Raw genomic sequence first — 19,689 nt, 5'->3', positions numbered from 1 at the left:
ACACCGGAATCAAGGAGATAACCCACGTGGCCGCCGAGCTCTTCTACGACAACGACGCCGACCTGTCCATCATCCAGGGCCGTAAGGTCGCGGTCCTCGGCTACGGCAGCCAGGGCCACGCCCACGCGCTGTCCCTGCGCGACTCGGGCGTCGACGTCCGCGTGGGCCTGCACGAGGGCTCGAAGTCCAAGGCCAAGGCCGAGGAGCAGGGCCTGCGCGTCGTCACCCCCGCCGAGGCGGCCGCCGAGGCCGACGTCATCATGATCCTGGTCCCGGACCCGATCCAGGCCAAGGTCTACGAGGAGTCCGTCAAGGACAACCTCAAGGACGGCGACGCCCTCTTCTTCGGCCACGGCTTCAACATCCGCTTCGGCTTCATCAAGCCCCCGGCCGGCGTCGACGTCTGCATGGTCGCCCCCAAGGGCCCCGGCCACCTGGTGCGCCGTCAGTACGAGGAGGGGCGCGGCGTGCCCTGCATCGCCGCCGTCGAGCAGGACGCCTCCGGCAACGCCTTCGCGCTGGCGCTCTCCTACGCCAAGGCCATCGGCGGCACCCGCGCCGGCGTCATCAAGACGACCTTCACCGAGGAGACCGAGACCGACCTCTTCGGCGAGCAGGCCGTGCTGTGCGGCGGTGCCTCCGCGCTGGTGAAGGCCGGCTTCGAGACCCTCGTCGAGGCGGGTTACCAGCCGGAGATCGCCTACTTCGAGTGCCTCCACGAGCTCAAGCTCATCGTCGACCTCATGTACGAGGGCGGCCTGGAGAAGATGCGCTGGTCGGTCTCCGAGACCGCCGAGTGGGGCGACTACGTCACCGGCCCGCGCATCGTCAACGACGGCACCAAGGCCGAGATGAAGAAGGTCCTCGCCGAGATCCAGGACGGCACCTTCGCCGACAACTGGATGAAGGAGTACCAGGCCGGTCTGCCCAAGTACAACGAGTACAAGAAGGCCGACCAGGACCACCTCCTGGAGACCACCGGCAAGAAGCTGCGCAAGCTGATGAGCTGGATGGACGACAAGGAGTAGTCCGAAGCAGTCCGGAGTCGTCCTTGTGGCGCCGGGGCCGGACATTCCGGTCCCGGCGCCATCGCCGTGTTGTACGCCGCGTACAGGCGGCGGGGGTGACGTTTACGCAACGGAGCAGGCCGGGGCCCTCGCCACCGATACACTGCGGAGCACAAACGCGTCAGGCTCACAGTGTCGTGCGTCTTCCACGCGGCTGCCCCCTTCACCGCCTTCGGCCGTCGGGACGGCCGTCCGCGAAGGACTAGTGAGGACTGAGACCACGTGAGCACTCGTACCCCGGCACGCAAGCCCGTCGTACTCATCGCCGAAGAGCTCTCTCCCGCCACCGTCGACGCCCTCGGGCCGGACTTCGAGATCCGGCACTGCGACGGCGCCGACCGCGCGCAGCTGCTGCCCGCGCTCGCCGACGTGGACGCGGTCCTGGTGCGCTCCGCCACCCGGCTCGACGCCGAGGCCATCGCCGCGGCGAAGCGGCTGCGGGTCATCGCGCGCGCCGGCGTCGGCCTGGACAACGTCGACGTCTCCGCCGCCACCAAGGCCGGTGTGATGGTCGTCAACGCGCCGACCTCCAACATCGTCACCGCCGCCGAGCTCGCCTGCGGTCTGCTCATCGCCACCGCCCGCAACATCCCGCAGGCCAACGCCGCGCTGAAGAACGGCGAATGGAAGCGCTCCAAGTACACCGGCGTCGAGCTCTCCGAGAAGACGCTGGGCGTGGTGGGCCTGGGCCGTATCGGTGTGCTCGTCGCCCAGCGGATGTCCGCCTTCGGCATGAAGGTCGTCGCCTACGACCCGTACGTCCAGCCCGCGCGCGCCGCCCAGATGGGCGTCAAGCTGCTGACGCTGGACGAGCTGCTCAAGGTCTCCGACTTCATCACCGTCCACCTCCCCAAGACGCCCGAGACGCTGGGGCTCATCGGTGACGAGGCGCTGCGCAAGGTCAAGCCGTCGGTGCGGATCGTCAACGCCGCGCGCGGCGGCATCGTGGACGAGGCGGCGCTCGCCGCCGCGCTGAAGGAGGGGCGCGTCGCGGGCGCGGGCCTGGACGTGTACGCGTCCGAGCCGTGCACCGACTCGCCGCTCTTCGAGTTCGACAACGTCGTGGCCACGCCGCACCTGGGCGCCTCCACGGGCGAGGCGCAGGAGAAGGCCGGTATCGCCGTCGCCAAGTCCGTGCGGCTGGCGCTGGCCGGTGAGCTGGTGCCGGACGCCGTGAACGTGCAGGGCGGTGTCATCGCCGAGGACGTCAAGCCGGCGCTGCCGCTGGCCGAGAAGCTCGGCCGGATCTTCACCGCGCTGGCGGGCGAGGTCGCCGTGCGGCTGGACGTCGAGGTGTACGGGGAGCTCACCCAGCACGACGTGAAGGTGCTCGAACTGTCCGCGCTCAAGGGCGTGTTCGAGGACGTCGTCGACGAGACCGTCTCGTACGTCAACGCGCCGCTGTTCGCGCAGGAGCGCGGGGTCGAGGTGCGGCTGACCACCGGGTCGGAGTCGCCGGACCACCGGAACGTGGTCACCGTGCGCGGCACGCTCTCCGGGGGCGGCGAGGTGTCGATCTCCGGGACGCTGGCCGGGCCGAAGAACCTGCAGAAGATCGTGGCCGTGGGCGATCACGATGTGGACCTGACGCTCGCCGACCACATGGCGTTCCTGCGGTACGGGGACCGGCCGGGTGTGGTGGGCACGCTGGGGCGGATCCTCGGTGAGGCGAGGATCAACATCGCGGGGATGCAGGTGTCGCGGGCGACGGAGGGCGGGGAGGCGCTGGTCGCCCTCACGGTCGACGAGTCGGTGCCGGCGGCTGTGCTCGCGGAGATCGCGCAGGAGATCGGGGCGACGTCGGCGCGTGCGGTCGACCTGACGGCCTGACGTGGGTCGGGGGCGGGGTGGGGCGGCCCCCTGCCCGCGCCCCCTTACCCGCGCCCCCCTACCCGGGCAATCCGTGCCGGGTAATCGGGCGGGTGGGTGGGGTAGAACCCGCGCCGAAGGCGCGGGCGTAGCCCCACGGCGGTGAGCGGAAAGCTAACCTCGGCCCATGGGCCTGCCCCCATACCTCCGCATCGCGTCCGAGCTCCGCGCCCGAATCGCCTCCGGCGAACTCCGCGCGGGCCAGCGGGTGCCCTCCACCCGCGGCATCACCGAGGAGTGGGGAGTGGCCCTGGCCACCGCCACCAAGGCCCTCGCCGTGTTACGGCAAGAGGGCCTCGTACGGGCCGTGCCGGGCGTCGGCACCATCGTCGGCAGCGACGCGCCGGGTGCCGTCGTGAGGGCCGGCCCGCCCCGCCGGGCCCGCCGCCGCGAGCGTGCCCCGGCGCTCACCCGCGAGCGAATCGTCCGCACGGCGATCGCCCTGGCCGACTCCGGCGGCTCGGGCGCCCTCTCCATGCGCGCCGTCGCCGCTGAACTCGGCGTCTCCACCGTGGTGTTGTACCGTCACGTCACCGCCAAGGACGAGCTGCTCGCGCTGGTGGTGGACGCCGTCTTCGGCGAGGTCCGGCTGCCGGCTCGCGGGCCGGACGGCCGGAGGGCGCGGCTGGAGGCGTCGGCCCGCGCGCAGTGGGCGCTCTACCGCCGTCACCCCTGGCTGGCGAAGTCGGTGTCCACCATGAGGCTGTCGCTGTCCCCGAACGCGATGCGCCTGCTGGAGTGGACCGTCGCCCCGGCCGTCGAGTGCGGGCTCGGCACGGCCGTCACGCTCGCCGCCTTCGTGCGTGGCATCGCGGTCGATCTGGAGGATCCCGTCGACGAGCGCCTCGGGCTGGAGCCCGACGCGATGCTCGAGTTCGGGCTGGCCCGGCTGCTCGACGGGCTGGCCCCGCGCGTGCCGGAGCGGCGCCCCCCTGGTGAGGGACGCCGTTGAGGTCACTGGCCGACGGTGACCGCCGGCTCCGGGCGGTCCGCGTCGCGGTTCCGCAGGGCGGCCACCGCGACGGCCGCGCCCAGCACCAGGACGGCCGTGGCGCCGATGGCGGCGACGTGCATCCCGTGGACGAACGCGTCGCGGGCCGCCGCCGCCAGCGCCCCGCCCGTCCGGCCGGGCAGCGCGGCGGCCGTCGAGACGGCGCCCACCAGGGTCTCGCGCGCCGACTCCAGCGCGCCGTGCGGCAGCCCGGCGGGGGCGTCGCGGGTGACGTCGTGGCGGTAGACGGCCATGCCGACGCTTCCGAAGGCGGCCATGCCCAGGGCGCCGCCGAACTCCTGGCCCGCCTCCACCAGGGACGCGGCCGAACCGGCCTTCTCCGCCGGGGCGGCGCCGAGCGCCATGTCGGAGACCAGGGCCATCACGGTGACGATGCCGCAGGCTATGACGGCGCAGGCCACCAGGGTGACGACGAGTGAGTCGGTGCCCGTGCTCATGAGGATCGCGAAGCCCGTGGCCGCTATGAGGAAGCCCGCCGTGATGACGTAGGCCCTGTTCGTCCTCTGGGCCACGACGGTGGCCATCGGGCCGGCGACGCCCACGGCGAGCGACGGCAGCGTGCCCCACAGCGCCGCCTCCAGCGGGCCCTTGCCCAGCACCGACTGGAGGTACTGCGTGGTGAAGTAGTTGGCGCCCATCATGCCGAACATCGCGAGGGTGTTGAGAGCGATGCCCGCTCCGAAGGCGCGCCGGCGGAACAGCTCACGGCTGATCATGGCGTCCCGTGTGCCGCGCTGGCGGAGGACGAAGGCCGCGCCCAGCACCAGGCCGGCGAGGACGTAGAGCAGGAGTGTGGTGTTGAAGCCGTCTGCCGCCATGCGCTTGACGCCGTAGACGACCGGGAGGATCGCGCCCATCGACAGCACCACGCTCGGCAGGTCGAAGCGGCCCGGCCGGGGGTCCTTGAACTCGGGTACCAGCAGCGGCGCGAAGACGAGCAGCAGAAGCATCGCGGGCACGTTGATCAGGAAGACCGAACCCCACCAGAAGTGTTCCAGCATGACCCCGCCGAGCACCGAACCCAGCGCGATGCCACCGGCCATGGCGCCGGACCAGATGCCGACGGCCTTGGTGCGCTGCGCGTCGTCCTGGAACATGTTGCGCACCAGCCCCATGGTGCTGGGCATCAGCGTCGCGCCGCCTATGCCGAGGACGAAGCGTGCCGCGATGAGCATCTCGGCGTTCTGCGCGTAGGCGGCCGCGACCGAGGCGGCGCCGAAGGCGGTGGCGCCCAGCAGCAGGAGCTTGCGGCGGCCGATCCGGTCGCCGAGCGACCCCATCGTGATCAGCAGCCCGGCCAGGGCGAAGGCGTAGCTGTCGAAGATCCACAACTGCTGGGTGCTGGTCGCGGCCAGGTCCTCGGTGATGGCCGGCACGGCGAAGAAGAGGACGGAGACGTCCATCGAGACCAGGAGGAGGGGCAGCAGGAGTACGACAAAAGCCGTCCACTCCCGGCGCCCGGCACGGGTGCTGTTCGTCATGGCAGCGACTATACGGGTGTCTTAAACGCTTGTCTATGACGCTTGTTTAAGACGTGCGTCTGGGACGGGCGTATGGGGGCGGGTTAGGGTTTTCGCATGGGACATCGCGAAGATCTGCTCGAAGGCGCCAAGCGCTGCCTGCTGGAGAAGGGCTGGGTGCGCACGACCGCGCGCGACATCGTGGCGGCCTCCGGCGCCAACCTCGCCTCGATCGGCTATCACTACGGGTCCAAGGACGCGCTGATGATGGAGGGCTTCCTGAAGCTCACCGAGGACTGGGGGGAGAGGATCACCGACACGCTGGCCGGCGCCGTGGGGGCCGCCGCCTCGCGCGAGGAGCGGCTCGCCGCCGTCATCGACGGCATCGTCGCCAACTTCCCGGAGGACGAGCGGTTCTGGTCGGCGCAGCTGGAGGTGATGGGCCAGTTGGGCAACCACCCCGAACTGAAGAAGCGGTTCGCCGAGATGCTGCCGTACGGGCGCGAGGGGCTGGTCGCGGTGTTCGAGGGCGTCGACGACACAGAGGTCCCCGAGGACGCCACGCGGACCAGTGGCCACGTGTACTACTCCCTCTTCACCGGGCTGTGGGTGCTGTGGCTGATCGACCCCCGGCAGGTGCCCTCGGGCCGGGACGTCGTCGAGGGCATGGGCCGCGTGGTCGCGGGCACGGTGCTGACGCCGAAATAGCGTTGCGCGGGGGCGAGTTGACGGGGCGTACTGGACGTAACCGGAGGTATCCGGTGTACTGGTTGCCCGAGGATACTAGTTCCCGTCCGGGAGGTCGCCCCATGTCCGTGACCGATTCCCCCGCCACCGCCTTTCCGCAGGCCCGTACCTGTCCGTACCGCCCGCCGGCCGCCTACCCGGAGCTGGCGGCCCGCGGCCCCCTGGCCCGGGTGCGGCTCTACGACGGCCGTGAGGTGTGGGCCGTCACCGGCCACGCCGAGGCCCGGGCCCTGCTGACCGACCCGAGGATCTCCTCCGATCGGCAGAATCCTTCCTTCCCCGCGATCGTGCCGCGCGCCGAGGCCCAGGGGGAGCGCGAGCTCCCCCTCATCGGCGTCGACGACCCGCGCCACGCCCGCCAGCGCCGCATGCTGATCCCCGCGTTCGGCCTCAAGCGCATCGCCGCGATGCGCCCCTGGATCCAGCGGACCGTGGACGGCCTCCTGGACGCGATGCTCGCCGCGGGGCCGGGCGCCGACCTCGTCTCCGCGTACGCCCTGCCCGTACCGTCGATGGCCATCTGCTACCTGCTCGGTGTGCCCTACGCCGACCACGACTTCTTCGAGGGCACCTCCCGCGAACTGATCGGCGCGCAGGGGCCGGAGGAGGCGCGGGCCGCCCGTGACAAGTTCATGGGGTATTTCCACGGCCTCATCGAGGAGAAGGAGCGGCGGCTCGCGACGGCCGGCGGCTCCGGGGACGGGCTGCTCGACGAGCTCGTCGCCGGGCCCCTCGCCGACGGCCGGATGGACCGCGACGAACTCGTCATGATCGCCCTGCTCCTGCTCGTCGCCGGGCACGAGACCACGTCCAACATGATCTCCCTCGGCGCCTACACCCTGCTCGAACACCCCGACCAGCTCGCCGCGTTGCGCGCCGAACCCGCTCTGATGGCCGGCGCCGTCGAGGAGCTGCTGCGCCTGCTGTCGATCGCCGACGGGCTGCCGCGCGTCGCCCTGGAGGACATCGAGTGCCACGGCGTGACCATCCGCGCCGGCGACGGCCTCCTCTTCCCCGCCTCGGTCGTCAACCGCGACCCCGCCGTCTACCCCGACCCCGACACCCTCGACGTCCGGCGCTCGGCCCGCCACCACGTCGCCTTCGGGTTCGGCGTCCACCAGTGCCTCGGCCAGAACCTGGCCCGCGCCGAACTGGAGATCGCCCTCACCCGCCTCTTCGCCCGTATCCCGACGCTGCGGCTGGCCGTTGCTCCGGACGAGGTGCCCGTGAAGCCCGCGGGCACCCTCCAGGGGCTCTTCGCCCTTCCGGTCACCTGGTGACCGGTCCTACTGTCGGCATCCCACCGAAGAACGGAGCACCGCCATGCGTGTCAGCATCGATTCGGGCGTCTGCATCGGCTCGGGCATGTGCGCCCTGACCGCGCCCAGTGTCTTCGACCAGGACGACGACGGCTTCGGCCTCGTCCGGCCCGGTAAGGAGGACGGCGCGGGCGACCCGCTCGTCAAGGAGGCCGCCCGGGGGTGTCCCGTACAGGCCATCGCGACCGGGGACTAGCCGCGCCGCAGCCGGGCCGCCTTGAGCGTCATGTGGAGCAGCAGCCGGTCCTCGCCGTCGTCCAGGTCGAGGCCCGTCAGCTGCTCCACCCGGCCCAGCCGGTAGTAGAGCGTCTGCCGGTGGATGCCCAGGGCCGCCGCCGCGCGCCCCGCCTGGCCCGCGCAGTCGAGGTAGACCTCGGCGGTGCGGGCCAGCTCGGTGTGCGCGCCCTCCAGCAGCGGCAGCACCGCCGGGTCCGCCGCGCGCTCCGGGGCGAGCCCCGTCAGCACCCGGTACGGGCCGATGCCGGACCACTCCGCCACCGGGCCCAGCCGCCGCTCCGCCCCGGCCGCACGCGCCGCCGACAGCGCCTCCGACCAGGCTTCCGGCAGCTCCGCCAGCCCCCGCCGGGGCGTGCCCAGACCGGCCGCCGCGAGCCCGGGCGGGGCGCCGGCGGGCGCGCCGTCCGGCGCGGGCCGGCCGGCGCGCGGCGAGCGCAGCAGCCGGTCGGCGACGGCCCGGGCGGGGGCCGGCGCGGAGCCGGCCCGCAGCCGGACCAGGGCCGCGAGGGCCGCCGAGCCGTCGGGCAGCGCGCCCGGCACCGCGCACATCGCGGCCACCCCGGACCGTTCCGCCAGCGCCGAGCCCGAACCCTCCGGGCTCGTTTCGCCGTCACCCGTCTGCCAGGGGGCGACCGCCACGAGCGCCAGCGGCCCGTCCGCCGCCGGGCCCAGGGCCTCCCGCAGCGCGCCGCGCGCCGCCTCCACCGCCGCCGGCCGGGCGGTCAGCAGGTCCCGCAGCAGCTCGCCCAGCTCCGCGCCCGCCCGGGCCTCCGCCGCGAGCAGGGCGCCGATCCGGTGGGTCGTCTCCACCGCCTGGGCGAGCCGGGGGTCGGCGAACGGGACGCCCAGGTCCAGGCCCGCCAGGTGCTCGTCGTCCAGCAGCCAGACGTAGCCGTGCACCACCCCGCCGTGGCGCACCGGCAGGCAGATGCGGCCGGTGAACACCCCCGCCGCCGGGTCCGGCGGGATGCGCAGCGGCGCCTGCGCCCGGGCGATGCCGAACGCCTCGAACCAGGCCCGGACCGCCGCCGTGGAGCGGCGCTGGAGGATCGAGCGGGTGCGCACCGGGTCCATCATCAGGTCGGCGTCGTCGTCCCCGCCGTGGGCGCCGAAGGCGATCAGGCCGAAGTCGCGGTCCTCGAGCGTCGCGGGGACGCCGAGCGCCGCGGAGATCTCGTCCACGAGGTGCTGATACTCGCCACGCATGCCGCGGCCCGCTCCTTTCGGGTATTCGTCGGCCATCATTGTCATACATCTGTCTGAGATCCCGGCCACGAATGCGTGACAGGTGTCGATGGCAGCGAGATGGCGTGAACTCTACGTTTCACGATGAGTCACTTATGCCGTCTCCCCAGGTGGGGACGGCCTTCATCGTGGAGGTGCCCATGCTGGGTCCCGTGATCCTCGCCGCGTCCCGCAGCGACAAGATGCGCCGTTTCGTCTCGGCCGCCCCGGGCACCAAGCAGGTCGTCGACCGCTTCATCGCCGGCGAGACCGTCGGCCAGGTCATCCCGATCGTGGAGGACGCGGCGGCGAAGGGCCTCGAGGTCACCCTCGACGTGGTGGGCGAGGACATCACCACCGTCGAGCAGTCGTACGCGGCGCGCGACGCCTATCTGGAGCTGATCGACCGGCTCAAGGAGCTCGGCCTCGGCGAGAAGGCCGAGATGTCGGTCAAGCTCTCCATGTTCGGCCAGGCCCTGGAGGGCGGCCACGAGCTGGCCCTCGCCAACGTCCGCCCGGTCGTCGAGGCCGCCGACGCCATAGGCACCACGGTCACCCTGGACGCCGAGGACCACACGACGCTGGACTCCATGTTCGCCATCCACGAGGAGCTGCGGAAGGACTTCCCGAAGACCGGGTGCGTCATCCAGGCCTACCTCTTCCGCACCGAGGACGACGCCCGCCGGCTCGCCGCGGCCGGCAGCCGGGTGCGTATCGTGAAGGGTGCGTACAAGGAGCCCGCCTCCGTCGCGTACCAGGACAAGGCCGAGATCGACAAGGCGTTCGTGCGGATCGTCAAGATCCTCATGGCGGGCTCGGGCTACCCGATGATCGGTTCGCACGACCCCCGTCTGATCGCCATCACGCAGGAGCTGGCCAGGCAGGCAGGTCGCAATCCGGACGAGTACGAATTCCAGATGCTCTACGGCATCCGCAGTGAAGAGCACATCCGGCTGGCGGCCGAGGGCCACCGCATGCGCGTCTACACCGCGTACGGCACCGACTGGTACGGCTACTTCATGCGCCGCCTCGCCGAGAAGCCGGCCAACCTGCTGTTCTTCGCCCGCTCGATCCTCACCAAGGGCTGAGCCCCCCGACACCCCCGTCAAGCCCCGAAGGAGACACGGAACTCATGGACGCTGTGACCCAGGTCCCCGCCCCGGTCAACGAGCCGGTGCACACCTACGCCCCCGGTTCCCCCGAGCGCGCCCGGCTGGAGGCCAAGCTCAAGGAGCTGGCGGCCAACCCCATCGATCTGCCGATGACGATCAACGGTGAGAAGCGGATGGGCGGCGGCGAGGCCTTCAAGGTCGTCCAGCCGCACAACCACGCCGCCGTGATCGGCACGTACCGCAACGCCACCGAGCAGGACGCCCAGGACGCGATCGACGCCGCCCTGGCCGCCGCCCCGGCGTGGCGCGCGATGTCCTTCGACGACCGCGCCGCGATCATCCTGCGCGCCGCCGAGCTGCTGGCCGGCCCCTGGCGCGAGACGCTGGCCGCCTCCACCATGCTGGGCCAGTCCAAGACCGCGCAGCAGGCCGAGATCGACACGCCCTGCGAGCTCGTCGACTTCTGGCGCTTCAACGTGCACTTCGCGCGCCAGATCCTCGCCGAGCAGCCGGTCGCCAACTCCGCCGGCGTGTGGAACCGCAGCGACCACCGGCCGCTGGAGGGCTTCGTCTACGCGATCACGCCCTTCAACTTCACCGCCATCGCCGGCAACCTGCCGACCGCCCCGGCCCTCATGGGCAACGTGGTCGTCTGGAAGCCGTCCCCCACGCAGACCCACTCCGCCGTGCTGCTGATGCGGCTGCTGGAGGAGGCCGGCCTGCCCAAGGGCGTCATCAACCTGGTGACCGGTGACGGCATCGCCGTCTCCGAGGTGGCTCTGAACCACCCCGAGCTGGCCGGCATCCACTTCACCGGCTCGACCAAGACCTTCCAGTACCTGTGGAAGACGGTCGGCAACAACATCGAGAAGTACCGCTCCTACCCGCGCCTGGTCGGCGAGACCGGCGGCAAGGACTTCGTCGTCGCCCACCCGAGCGCCGACCGCGCCATCCTGAAGACCGCGCTGACCCGCGGCTCCTTCGAGTTCCAGGGCCAGAAGTGCTCCGCCTCCTCGCGCGCCTACATCCCGCGCTCCATCTGGGAGGACGGCTTCAAGGAGGAGTTCGCGGCCGAGGTCGACGGCATCACCATGGGTGACGTCACCGACCTGTCGCACTTCATCGGCGCCGTCATCGACGAGCGTGCCTTCGCCAAGAACAAGGCCGCCATCGACCGCGCCAAGGAGGACTCCACCTGCACGATCGTCGCCGGTGGCACGTACGACGACTCGGTGGGCTACTTCGTCCGCCCGACCGTCATCGAGTGCACCGACCCGGAGAACGAGGTCTTCACGACCGAGTACTTCGGCCCGATCCTCGCCGTCCACGTCTACGAGGACGCCGACTTCGACGCGATGCTCGCCCAGATGGAGTCCGTCTCGGCCTACGCCCTGACCGGCTCGATCATCGCCGGTGACCGCGCCGCGGCCGCCGACGCGATGGAGAAGCTCCGCTTCGCCGCGGGCAACTTCTACATCAACGACAAGTCGACGGGCGCCGTCGTCGGCCAGCAGCCCTTCGGCGGCGGCCGCGCCTCCGGCACCAACGACAAGGCCGGTGCCGCGAGCAACCTCCAGCGCTGGGTGTCCACCCGGTCGATCAAGGAGACCCTGGTCCCGCCGACCGACTACCGCTACCCGCACATGGGCTGATCCTGGCCCGCGCCTGAGCCCCGCCCCCGTCCGGCCCCCCAGCCGGGCGGGGGCGGCGTCGTGTCGCGGGCGGTGTCGCTGTCTCAGATAGTAGGAAGTCCGAGTAATAGTGGAGACACCACGCCGGGCCCTGACCTAGCGTGGAGGGAGCCGAACGTCCCGCTCCATCGAGCGACGGCGGACGCGGCCCGGTGCCCCGCGCAGGTGACCCCTGCGGCACCCCGGCCCCCGCCCTTCTCCCGGCTTTTCGATCCTTCTCGCTTCCCGCTCGCCCGCCCCCGCCCGGGGCCCAGCAGAGGAGACGTGACCATGCCCGAGACCGCCGTCCGTTCCGCCCGCCGGATCCGCCGCGCCGCCCGCGCGGCCGACAGCGCCGCCCGTCAGACCGACCGGGCCAACGCCGCCGCCGCGCTCCAGCGCGCGCTCGACCGCCGCGACAACGGCGGCGTCACCGGTCACTAACGGCGGCGTCACCGGTCACTGAGTCACCGGCCCCGGTCGTCCTCGTCCTCCCGCGCGGGACGGGTGACCTCGCTGTGCTGTTCCTTCTCGGCTCCGCTCCGCGTCACCTCGAAGCGGTCCACCCGGGCGCCGCTCTCCGCCAGCGCCGTCACCGTGAGCCTGGGGTGCCGGCCCGGCTCCGACTCGACCGCCAGGAACGAGTAGCCCGTATAGCGCACCCGCGACCACTCCACCGTCTCCTTGGCCTTCACCCGGCCCTTGGCCCAGTGGTAGCTGGCCACGGAGTCCACGTCCTTCACATGGCCCTCGTAGCTGTCGGGCACCGGGAAGTCGTAGAGCGACTTCCCGGCGCCGCCCGCGGTGACGTACACGATGCCGTCCCGTGAGGAGTCGACGGAGTCGCCGATCGGCACCCGCTTCGCCACCCTGCCGCGCTTTATCGCGTCGGTGCGCTCGTAGACGTGGTTGTGGCCGTTGATCACCAGATCCACCTGGTGCTTCTCGAACAGCGGTACCCACAGGTCGCGCACCCCGCCGTCCGAGGCGTGGCCGTTGGTCGTGGAGAAGGCGCAGTGGTGGAAGAAGACCACGATGAAGTCGACGTCGCGCCGCTCGCGCAGCTCCCGCAGCCGCCGGTCGAGCCAGCGTGTCTGCCGGCCGTCGCTGTAGCCGGTGTTGGCGGTGATCTCGTACGAGACGTCGTTGGCGTCCAGCGCGACGACGCCCACATTGCCGTAGACGAAGGAGTAGACGCCCGGCGAGTTCCGGGCGTCGAAGCCGTTGTCCGGCAGCGTCCAGCGGGCGCTCTGGCCGCCGTAGCCGTTGGGGGAGTACCAGGCCTCCATGTCGTGGTTGCCCGTGGTCACCATCCAGGGCACCCGCGAGGCCACGGTCTCGGTCTGGGCGAGGAACTGGTCCCACGTGCGGGCGTCGTAGACGTCCGTCGGCTTGCCGGAGCCGCTGTCGTCGGCGTAGCAGATGTCGCCCGCGTGGAGGTGGAAGACCGGGTTCTGACCGAGGATCAGCTGGTCGTTGGCGAGGGCGTGGTAGCTGACGCCCTGGTCGCCGAAGGCCGTGAAGACGAACCGCTCGGACCGCTCGGGCGCCGTGGCGAAGGTGCCGACGGTCGCGAAGTGCCGGGTGTCGGCGGGGTCGAAGCCGTCGTGGCCGACGCCGTAGTAGTAGGTCTGGCCGGGGGTCAGACCGTCCAGGGCGGCGTGGAGGTAGACCTGGTCGACGGCCGGGAGCTTCTTGCTCAGGGGCGGGGTGTGGAGCGTGCGGAGCTCGGCGGGGATGCGCCGGCTGAGGTCCCAGGGCTTGAGGCCGACGCGGACGAACGGCCGCTTGACCGCGAACGGCACCTGCCAGGAGATCCGCATCTGCGTCTTCGGGTCGGCCCCGAAGGCCAGGTGCCGCCCGAACGGCGCGACGAGCGAGCCGTCGACTCTCGCGGTCGCGGGAGTGGTGATCAGCGTGGGGGAGAGGGGCCGCGCGGTGCCGCCGCCCCCGGCGAACGCGGCGGGGGCGCCCGCCCCCAGCAGCCCGGTGCCCGCGACCGCGCCGGCCGTCACGGCGCTCGCGCGCAGCAGCCCGCGCCGGGTGAACCTGCCGCGCAGGTACTCGTGCTGCTCGGCCATCGTCATGTCGCGCGCGAGACGGTCGGGGATGCCTACTCGTGGTGTGTCCATGTCGGAAAAAGTGCCAGGAGCGGGCGGCCCGGACACGTACTTTCGGTGAATGTGGCCTGTCCGGCTGGCAATGTGTCCATATCGCGGACGGAGTGTGTCATCAGGCGGGACACAGGAGTACGGTCCCGGTATGTCTCGCAGCATTCGTCTCGCAGTGATCCCCGGTGACGGCATCGGCCCCGAGGTCGTGGCCCAGGGCCTCAAGGTTCTTGACTCCGTGCTCCCTTCGGACGTCAAGCTGGAGACCCGGGAGTACGATCTCGGCGCCCGCCGCTGGCACGCCACCGGCGAGACCCTGCCCGACGCCGAGCTGGCCTCCCTCGAACAGCACGACGCGATCCTGCTGGGCGCGATCGGCGACCCGACGGTGCCCTCCGGCGTCCTGGAGCGAGGGCTGCTGCTGAAGCTGCGCTTCGCCTTCGACCACTACGTCAATCTGCGTCCGTCGAAGCTGTTCCCCCACACGGTCAGCCCCCTCGCCGGCCGCCCCGAGATCGACTTCGTCGTCGTCCGCGAGGGCACCGAGGGCCCCTACACCGGCAACGGCGGCTCGCTGCGCACCGGCACCCCCGCCGAGGTCGCCACCGAGGTCAGCGTCAACACCGCCTACGGAGTGGAGCGCGTGGTCCGCGACGCCTACGAGCGCGCCCAGGCCCGCCCCCGCCGGAAGCTGACCCTCGTCCACAAGAACAACGTCCTCGTCCACGCCGGGCACCTCTGGAAGAGGATCTTCGACCGCGTCGGCCGCGAGTACCCCGAGGTCACCACCGACTACCTGCACGTCGACGCCGCGACGATCTTCTTCGTCACCCAGCCGGAGCGCTTCGACGTCATCGTCACCGACAACCTCTTCGGCGACATCCTCACCGACCTGGCCGCCGCCGTCACCGGCGGCATCGGGCTCGCCGCGTCCGGCAACATCAACCCCACCGGGGCCTTCCCCTCGATGTTCGAGCCGGTCCACGGCTCCGCGCCCGACATCGCGGGCACCGGCAAGGCCGACCCCACCGCCACGGTCCTCTCGGTGGCGCTCCTGCTGCGCCACCTCGGGTACGAGGCGGAGGCGGCGCGCGTCGAGACGGCCGTCGCCGAGGACATCGCCGGGCGCGGCAGCGTGGTACGCACCACCGACCAGGTGGGCGACGCGCTCGTATCGCGCGTACTCGCATCCGTACATACCGGCTGATACCGGTCCGCGTTTCCGCGCGCGACCGGATATCACCGTCGATTACCGGCCGCGCGCACATTTTCCGTCGGGCCCCTCACGAGCGATAATCGAACGTGGGGCCGCGATTGAGGCGAAGAAGCTCGGACGTCCCGATGCCCTCGGGGCGACGTGAGCGCGGTCCGCCACTACCAAGGTGAAGGACACGCATTCATGACGACGCCCACGATCGAGCTCAAGCCCTCCTCGCACCCGCTCTCCGACGCGGAGCGCGAGCGGATCCTGGCGAACCCCGGATTCGGCCGCCACTTCACCGACCACATGGTGACCATCAAGTGGACCGAGGGCCGCGGCTGGCACGACGCCCAGCTCACCCCGTACGCGCCGCTGTCCATCGACCCGGCCAACATGACCCTCCACTACGCGCAGGAGATCTTCGAGGGTCTCAAGGCCTACCGCCGCCCCGACGGCTCGGTCGCCACCTTCCGCCCCGACGCCAACGCCCGGCGCTTCCAGGCCTCCGCCCGCCGGCTCGCCATGCCCGAGCTGCCGGTCGAGACCTTCATCGAGGCCTGCGACGTCCTGGTCCGCCAGGACAAGGCATGGGTCCCGGCGCACGGCGGCGAGGCCTCCCTCTATCTGCGCCCCTTCATGATCGCGACCGAGGTCGGCCTCGGGGTGAAGCCCGCCAACGAGTACCTCTTCATCGTGATCGCCTCCCCGGCCGGCCCGTACTTCCCCGGTGGCGTCAAGCCCGTCTCCGTGTGGCTGTCCGAGAACTACGTCCGCGCCGTCCCCGGCGGCATGGGCTTCGCCAAGACCGGCGGCAACTACGCGGCCTCCCTCCTCGCCCAGGCCGAGGCGGCCGAGAAGGGCTGCGACCAGGTCGTCTGGCTGGACGCGCTGGAGCACAAGTGGGTCGAGGAAATGGGCGGCATGAACCTGTACTTCGTGTACGGGGGCCGCGACGGCGAGAAGCCCCGGATCGTCACGCCGGAGCTGACCGGTTCGCTGCTGGCCGGCGTCACCCGTGACTCGCTGCTGACCATCGCCAAGGACCTCGGCTACGAGTCCGAGGAGGGCCGTGTCTCCACCGACCAGTGGAAGCGCGACACCGAGAACGGCACCCTCACCGAGGTCTTCGCCTGCGGCACGGCCGCGGTGATCACCCCCGTCGGGCACGTGAAGTCGACGGGCGGCGAGTGGACCCAGGGCGACGGCGAGCCCGGCGAGGTCACCATGAACCTCCGCAAGGCGCTGCTGGCGGTCCAGACCGGCGTCACCGAGGACGCCCACGGCTGGATGCACCCGCTGGGCTGAGACCGGTTCGTCCTTGCGGGCGGTGGACATAACGCACGCAAGTCCATGTGATCGTTGCCGGCCGGACCCTTGTCCGAATCCGGGCCGTTCCGCCACCGTGATCCCTCATGGGACAGGCACATTCACGGCACTGGAAGAAGATCTGGGTCGGCTCGGCCGGCAACATGGTCGAGTGGTTCGACTGGTTCGTCTACGCCAGCTTCGCCACCTACTTCGCGGGCTCCTTCTTCCCGGCGGGCAACGACACCGCCAAGCTCATGAACACCGCCGGCATCTTCGCCGTCGGCTTCTTCATGAGGCCCGTCGGCGGCTGGCTGCTGGGCCGGGTCGGCGACCGGCGCGGCCGCAAGGCGGCCCTCACCCTGACGGTCACGCTGATGTCGGCGTCCGCCGTGCTCATCGCCGTCGCCCCGACCTACGGGGTCGCCGGCTACGGCGGCGCCGCCGTCCTCCTCGTCGCCCGGCTGCTCCAGGGCCTGTCCGTCGGCGGCGAGTACGCGGCCAGCGCCACCTACCTCACCGAGGCCTCCGCGCCCGGCCGCCGAGGCTTCGCCTCCAGCTTCCAGTACGTCTCCATGACCGCCGGCCAGATCCTGGGCCTGGGGCTGCTGATCCTCCTCCAGCACACCCTCACCAGCGGTGAGCTCCACAGCTGGGGCTGGCGGATCCCCTTCGTCGTGGGCGCCCTCGGCGCCGCCGTCATCTTCTACCTGCGGCGCAACATGCTGGAGACGGAGACGTACGCGGAGGACAGCGGTACGGGAGCCGACGACCGGGGCACGATCCGCGCGCTGCTGCGGCACAAGCGCGAGGCGCTCCTCGTCATCGCCCTGACCATGGGCGGCACCGTCGCCTACTACACGTACACCACGTATCTGACGAAGTACCTCTCCAACACGGCGGGCCTGCCCAAGCAGACGGCGACGCTCGTCAGCTTCTGCGCGCTGATCGTCTTCGCCGCCCTCCAGCCGCTGGCGGGCGCGCTCTCGGACCGGATCGGCCGCCGGCCGCTGCTGATCACCTTCGCCGTGGGCTCGACCTTCCTCACCGTGCCGATCATGGCGATGCTCAAGCACGCGGGATCCTTCTGGCCGGCCCTCGGGCTGTCGCTGCTGGCGCTGGTGATCGTCACCGGCTACACCTCGATCAACGCCTGTGTGAAGGCGGAGCTGTTCCCCACGGGCGTCCGGTCGCTGGGCGTTGCCCTGCCCTACGCCATCGCCAACGCCCTCTTCGGCGGCACGGCCGAGTACGTGGCCCTCTGGTTCAAGGACGCCGGCCTGGAGTCCGGCTTCTCCTGGTACGTCGCGGGCTGCGCGGCGGTCTCGCTCGTCGTCTACCTCACCATGCGCGAGACCCGGGACACCGACCTGAAGCACGTCGGCACGGCGCCCCGGGCTTCCGCCGAGACGGGGACGGACACGGTGCCCGCATCCTGAGACCCACCCGCATCGGGGACCGGACCTGTGGCAGTATGCCGCCATGCTCCCGTTCGCCATGATTATGGGCAACAGGCGCGCCGGTCCGCAGTGACCGCTCCCGTACCACCCGTACGAAGCGGACACCGTCGTCCCAGACCCGCGCGCAGACCTCTCGCACCCGCGAGAGGTTTTTGCGTTTCCGGCCCACCTCGCCGGACGGCGCAGGGCGCGGGCCCACCGGGGGCGGCGGTACCGGTCATCCCGGCAGACCGACATCCTCACAGGAGTCAGACCAGCAATGACGGACGCAACCGACGGCCGCGAGCCCCTCGAGCCCGAAGCCCCCGTCGACGACGCCTTCCACGTCTTCGACACCACGCTGCGCGACGGCGCGCAGCGCGAGGGCATCAACCTCACCGTCGCGGACAAGCTCACGATCGCCCGCCACCTGGACGACTACGGCGTCGGCTTCATCGAGGGCGGCTGGCCGGGCGCCAACCCCCGTGACACCGAGTTCTTCCAGCGCGCCCGTGCGGAGATCACCTTCCGGCACGCACGGCTCGTCGCCTTCGGCGCCACCCGCAAGGCGGGCGTGCGCGCCGAGGACGACCGGCAGGTCGCCGCCCTCCTGGAGTCCGGGGCCCCCGTCATCACCCTCGTCGCCAAGTCGCACGACCGGCACGTGGAACTCGCCCTGCGCACCACGCTGGAGGAGAACCTCGCGATGGTGCGCGAGACGGTCGCGTACCTGCGCTCGCACGGCCGACGTGTCTTCGTCGACTGCGAGCACTTCTTCGACGGCTACCGCGCCAACCCCGGCTACGCCACCCAGGTCGTGCGCGCCGCCCACGAGGCCGGCGCCGACGTCGTCGTCCTGTGCGACACCAACGGCGGCATGCTGCCCGCCCAGATCGACGCCGTCGTCCGCACCGTGCTCACCGACACCGGCGCGCGCCTCGGCATCCACGCCCAGGACGACACCGGCTGCGCCGTCGCCAACACCCTCGCCGCGGTGGACGCCGGCGCCACCCACGTCCAGTGCACGGCCAACGGCTACGGGGAGCGCGTCGGCAACGCCAACCTCTTCCCGGTCGTCGCCGCCCTGGAGATCAAGTACGACCGGCGGGTGCTGCCGCCGGGCAGGCTGGCCGAGACGACGCGGATCTCGCACGCGATCGCCGAGGTCGTCAACCTCACGCCGTCCACGCATCAGCCGTACGTGGGGGTCTCCGCGTTCGCCCACAAGGCCGGGCTCCACGCCTCGGCGATCAAGGTGGACCCGGACCTCTACCAGCACATCGACCCCGAGCGGGTCGGCAACACCATGCGGATGCTCGTCTCCGACATGGCCGGCCGTGCCTCCATCGAGCTCAAGGGCAAGGAGCTCGGCGTCGACCTCGGCGGCGACCGCGAGCTGATCGGCCGCGTCGTCCAGCGGGTCAAGGAGCGGGAGCTGGCGGGCTATACGTACGAGGCCGCCGACGCCTCGTTCGAGCTGCTGCTCCGCGAGGAGATCGAGGGCCGGGCGCGACGCTACTACCGCGTGGAGTCCTGGCGCGCCATCGCCGAGGACCGCCCGGACGGCACCCACGCCAACGAGGCGACGGTGAAGCTGTGGGCGAAGGGCGAGCGCATCGTCGCCACGGCCGAGGGCAACGGCCCGGTCGACGCCCTCGACCGGGCGCTGCGGGTGGCGCTGGAGCGCATCTACCCCCAGCTCGCGGGCATCCGGCTGACCGACTACAAGGTCCGCATCCTGGAGGGCAACCTGGGCACGGGCTCGACGACCCGCGTCCTGGTCTCCACGAGCGACGAGAGCGGCGAGTGGTCCACGGTGGGCGTGGCGGAGAACGTCATCGCGGCGTCCTGGCAGGCGCTGGACGACGCGTACGCGTACGGGTTGCGCAGGGCGGGAGTGGATCCGCAGGAGTGAG

The 19,689-nt window shown here is 71.4% G+C and carries 16 protein-coding genes; 13 read left to right on the top strand and 3 right to left on the bottom strand.

Going from position 1 to position 19,689, the window contains the following annotated elements:
- Positions 1-26 precede the first annotated feature (26 nt).
- The 3 genes from ilvC to IE096_RS11170 all read left to right on the top strand — a co-directional run bounded on the left by ilvC (position 27) and on the right by IE096_RS11170 (position 3,888).
- On the top strand, positions 27-1,028 hold the full coding sequence (ilvC, locus tag IE096_RS11180; protein WP_189451231.1) for a ketol-acid reductoisomerase: 1,002 nt from the start codon (positions 27-29) through the stop codon (positions 1,026-1,028).
- Between the two features lie 261 nt (positions 1,029-1,289).
- Entirely contained in the window at positions 1,290-2,897 is a 1,608-nt protein-coding gene (serA, locus tag IE096_RS11175; RefSeq protein WP_189451229.1) for a phosphoglycerate dehydrogenase, read from the top strand.
- Between the two features lie 166 nt (positions 2,898-3,063).
- The gene (locus IE096_RS11170; protein WP_189451227.1) at positions 3,064-3,888 is read left to right on the top strand and encodes a GntR family transcriptional regulator; all 825 of its coding nucleotides are present in this window, start codon (positions 3,064-3,066) and stop codon (positions 3,886-3,888) included.
- A 2-nt stretch (positions 3,889-3,890) separates the two neighbouring features.
- Here the strand turns inward: IE096_RS11170 and IE096_RS11165 are convergent, their stop codons facing one another.
- Positions 3,891-5,429: an MFS transporter gene (locus IE096_RS11165; protein WP_189451226.1), complete on the bottom strand. Its 1,539-nt coding sequence runs from the start codon at positions 5,427-5,429 to the stop codon at positions 3,891-3,893.
- Positions 5,430-5,525: 96 nt separating this feature from the next.
- On the opposite strand from IE096_RS11165, the gene IE096_RS11160 reads away from it, so the two are divergent.
- From IE096_RS11160 to IE096_RS11150, 3 genes are all read left to right on the top strand, one after another.
- Entirely contained in the window at positions 5,526-6,116 is a 591-nt protein-coding gene (locus IE096_RS11160; RefSeq protein WP_189451224.1) for a TetR/AcrR family transcriptional regulator, read from the top strand.
- Positions 6,117-6,217: 101 nt separating this feature from the next.
- Complete coding sequence (locus IE096_RS11155) at positions 6,218-7,435, top strand: cytochrome P450 (protein WP_189451222.1); 1,218 nt, start codon at positions 6,218-6,220, stop codon at positions 7,433-7,435.
- Positions 7,436-7,478: 43 nt separating this feature from the next.
- Positions 7,479-7,670 (top strand): ferredoxin, encoded by a 192-nt coding sequence (locus tag IE096_RS11150; RefSeq protein WP_189451221.1) that lies wholly within the window; start codon positions 7,479-7,481, stop codon positions 7,668-7,670.
- Here the strand turns inward: IE096_RS11150 and IE096_RS11145 are convergent.
- Positions 7,667-8,917: a PucR family transcriptional regulator gene (locus IE096_RS11145; protein ID WP_189451219.1), complete on the bottom strand. Its 1,251-nt coding sequence runs from the start codon at positions 8,915-8,917 to the stop codon at positions 7,667-7,669. The genes IE096_RS11150 and IE096_RS11145 overlap by 4 nt on opposite strands.
- Positions 8,918-9,096: 179 nt before the next feature.
- Between IE096_RS11145 and IE096_RS11140 the strand changes: the two genes are divergently transcribed.
- The 3 genes from IE096_RS11140 to IE096_RS11130 all read left to right on the top strand — a co-directional run bounded on the left by IE096_RS11140 (position 9,097) and on the right by IE096_RS11130 (position 12,161).
- Positions 9,097-10,023 (top strand): proline dehydrogenase family protein, encoded by a 927-nt coding sequence (locus IE096_RS11140; RefSeq protein ID WP_189451756.1) that lies wholly within the window; start codon positions 9,097-9,099, stop codon positions 10,021-10,023.
- A gap of 44 nt (positions 10,024-10,067) precedes the next feature.
- Complete coding sequence (pruA, locus tag IE096_RS11135; protein ID WP_189451217.1) at positions 10,068-11,699, top strand: L-glutamate gamma-semialdehyde dehydrogenase; 1,632 nt, start codon at positions 10,068-10,070, stop codon at positions 11,697-11,699.
- Positions 11,700-12,008: 309 nt separating this feature from the next.
- The gene (locus IE096_RS11130; RefSeq protein ID WP_164737850.1) at positions 12,009-12,161 is read left to right on the top strand and encodes a hypothetical protein; all 153 of its coding nucleotides are present in this window, start codon (positions 12,009-12,011) and stop codon (positions 12,159-12,161) included.
- 23 nt (positions 12,162-12,184) lie between these two features.
- On the opposite strand, the gene IE096_RS11125 is transcribed toward IE096_RS11130, so the two are convergent.
- Positions 12,185-13,849, bottom strand: a complete 1,665-nt coding sequence (locus IE096_RS11125) for a purple acid phosphatase family protein (protein WP_189451214.1) — start codon at positions 13,847-13,849, stop codon at positions 12,185-12,187.
- Positions 13,850-13,979: 130 nt separating this feature from the next.
- Here IE096_RS11125 and IE096_RS11120 point away from each other — a divergent pair, with 130 nt between their 5' ends.
- The 4 genes from IE096_RS11120 to cimA all read left to right on the top strand — a co-directional run bounded on the left by IE096_RS11120 (position 13,980) and on the right by cimA (position 19,688).
- Entirely contained in the window at positions 13,980-15,035 is a 1,056-nt protein-coding gene (locus tag IE096_RS11120; RefSeq protein ID WP_189451212.1) for a 3-isopropylmalate dehydrogenase, read from the top strand.
- Between the two features lie 192 nt (positions 15,036-15,227).
- A complete protein-coding gene (locus IE096_RS11115; protein WP_189451210.1) occupies positions 15,228-16,334 on the top strand; it encodes a branched-chain amino acid aminotransferase in 1,107 nt (368 codons plus the stop codon).
- A 107-nt stretch (positions 16,335-16,441) separates the two neighbouring features.
- Complete coding sequence (locus IE096_RS11110) at positions 16,442-17,773, top strand: MFS transporter (RefSeq protein WP_189451208.1); 1,332 nt, start codon at positions 16,442-16,444, stop codon at positions 17,771-17,773.
- 280 nt (positions 17,774-18,053) lie between these two features.
- Complete coding sequence (gene cimA / locus IE096_RS11105; protein ID WP_189451206.1) at positions 18,054-19,688, top strand: citramalate synthase; 1,635 nt, start codon at positions 18,054-18,056, stop codon at positions 19,686-19,688.
- Position 19,689 lies beyond the last annotated feature (1 nt).

Source organism: Streptomyces abikoensis (assembly GCF_014648775.1).
Classification (GTDB): Bacteria; Actinomycetota; Actinomycetes; order Streptomycetales; family Streptomycetaceae; genus Streptomyces; species Streptomyces abikoensis.
Note: the sequence above shows the minus strand (reverse complement) of the source record. Positions and strands in the feature narration are given on the sequence as shown.

What these genes read in the sequence shown, in the direction of transcription:
- IE096_RS11170 (WP_189451227.1), top strand. Translation starts at nt 3,064, where the DNA reads ATGGGCCTGCCCCCATACCTCCGCATCGCGTCCGAGCTCCGCGCCCGA.
- IE096_RS11165 (WP_189451226.1), bottom strand. Translation starts at nt 5,429, where the DNA reads ATGACGAACAGCACCCGTGCCGGGCGCCGGGAGTGGACGGCTTTTGTC.
- IE096_RS11160 (WP_189451224.1), top strand. Translation starts at nt 5,526, where the DNA reads ATGGGACATCGCGAAGATCTGCTCGAAGGCGCCAAGCGCTGCCTGCTG.
- IE096_RS11155 (WP_189451222.1), top strand. Translation starts at nt 6,218, where the DNA reads ATGTCCGTGACCGATTCCCCCGCCACCGCCTTTCCGCAGGCCCGTACC.
- IE096_RS11150 (WP_189451221.1), top strand. Translation starts at nt 7,479, where the DNA reads ATGCGTGTCAGCATCGATTCGGGCGTCTGCATCGGCTCGGGCATGTGC.
- IE096_RS11145 (WP_189451219.1), bottom strand. Translation starts at nt 8,917, where the DNA reads ATGCGTGGCGAGTATCAGCACCTCGTGGACGAGATCTCCGCGGCGCTC.
- IE096_RS11140 (WP_189451756.1), top strand. Translation starts at nt 9,097, where the DNA reads ATGCTGGGTCCCGTGATCCTCGCCGCGTCCCGCAGCGACAAGATGCGC.
- pruA (WP_189451217.1), top strand. Translation starts at nt 10,068, where the DNA reads ATGGACGCTGTGACCCAGGTCCCCGCCCCGGTCAACGAGCCGGTGCAC.
- IE096_RS11130 (WP_164737850.1), top strand. Translation starts at nt 12,009, where the DNA reads ATGCCCGAGACCGCCGTCCGTTCCGCCCGCCGGATCCGCCGCGCCGCC.
- IE096_RS11125 (WP_189451214.1), bottom strand. Translation starts at nt 13,849, where the DNA reads ATGGACACACCACGAGTAGGCATCCCCGACCGTCTCGCGCGCGACATG.
- IE096_RS11120 (WP_189451212.1), top strand. Translation starts at nt 13,980, where the DNA reads ATGTCTCGCAGCATTCGTCTCGCAGTGATCCCCGGTGACGGCATCGGC.
- IE096_RS11115 (WP_189451210.1), top strand. Translation starts at nt 15,228, where the DNA reads ATGACGACGCCCACGATCGAGCTCAAGCCCTCCTCGCACCCGCTCTCC.
- IE096_RS11110 (WP_189451208.1), top strand. Translation starts at nt 16,442, where the DNA reads ATGGGACAGGCACATTCACGGCACTGGAAGAAGATCTGGGTCGGCTCG.
- cimA (WP_189451206.1), top strand. Translation starts at nt 18,054, where the DNA reads ATGACGGACGCAACCGACGGCCGCGAGCCCCTCGAGCCCGAAGCCCCC.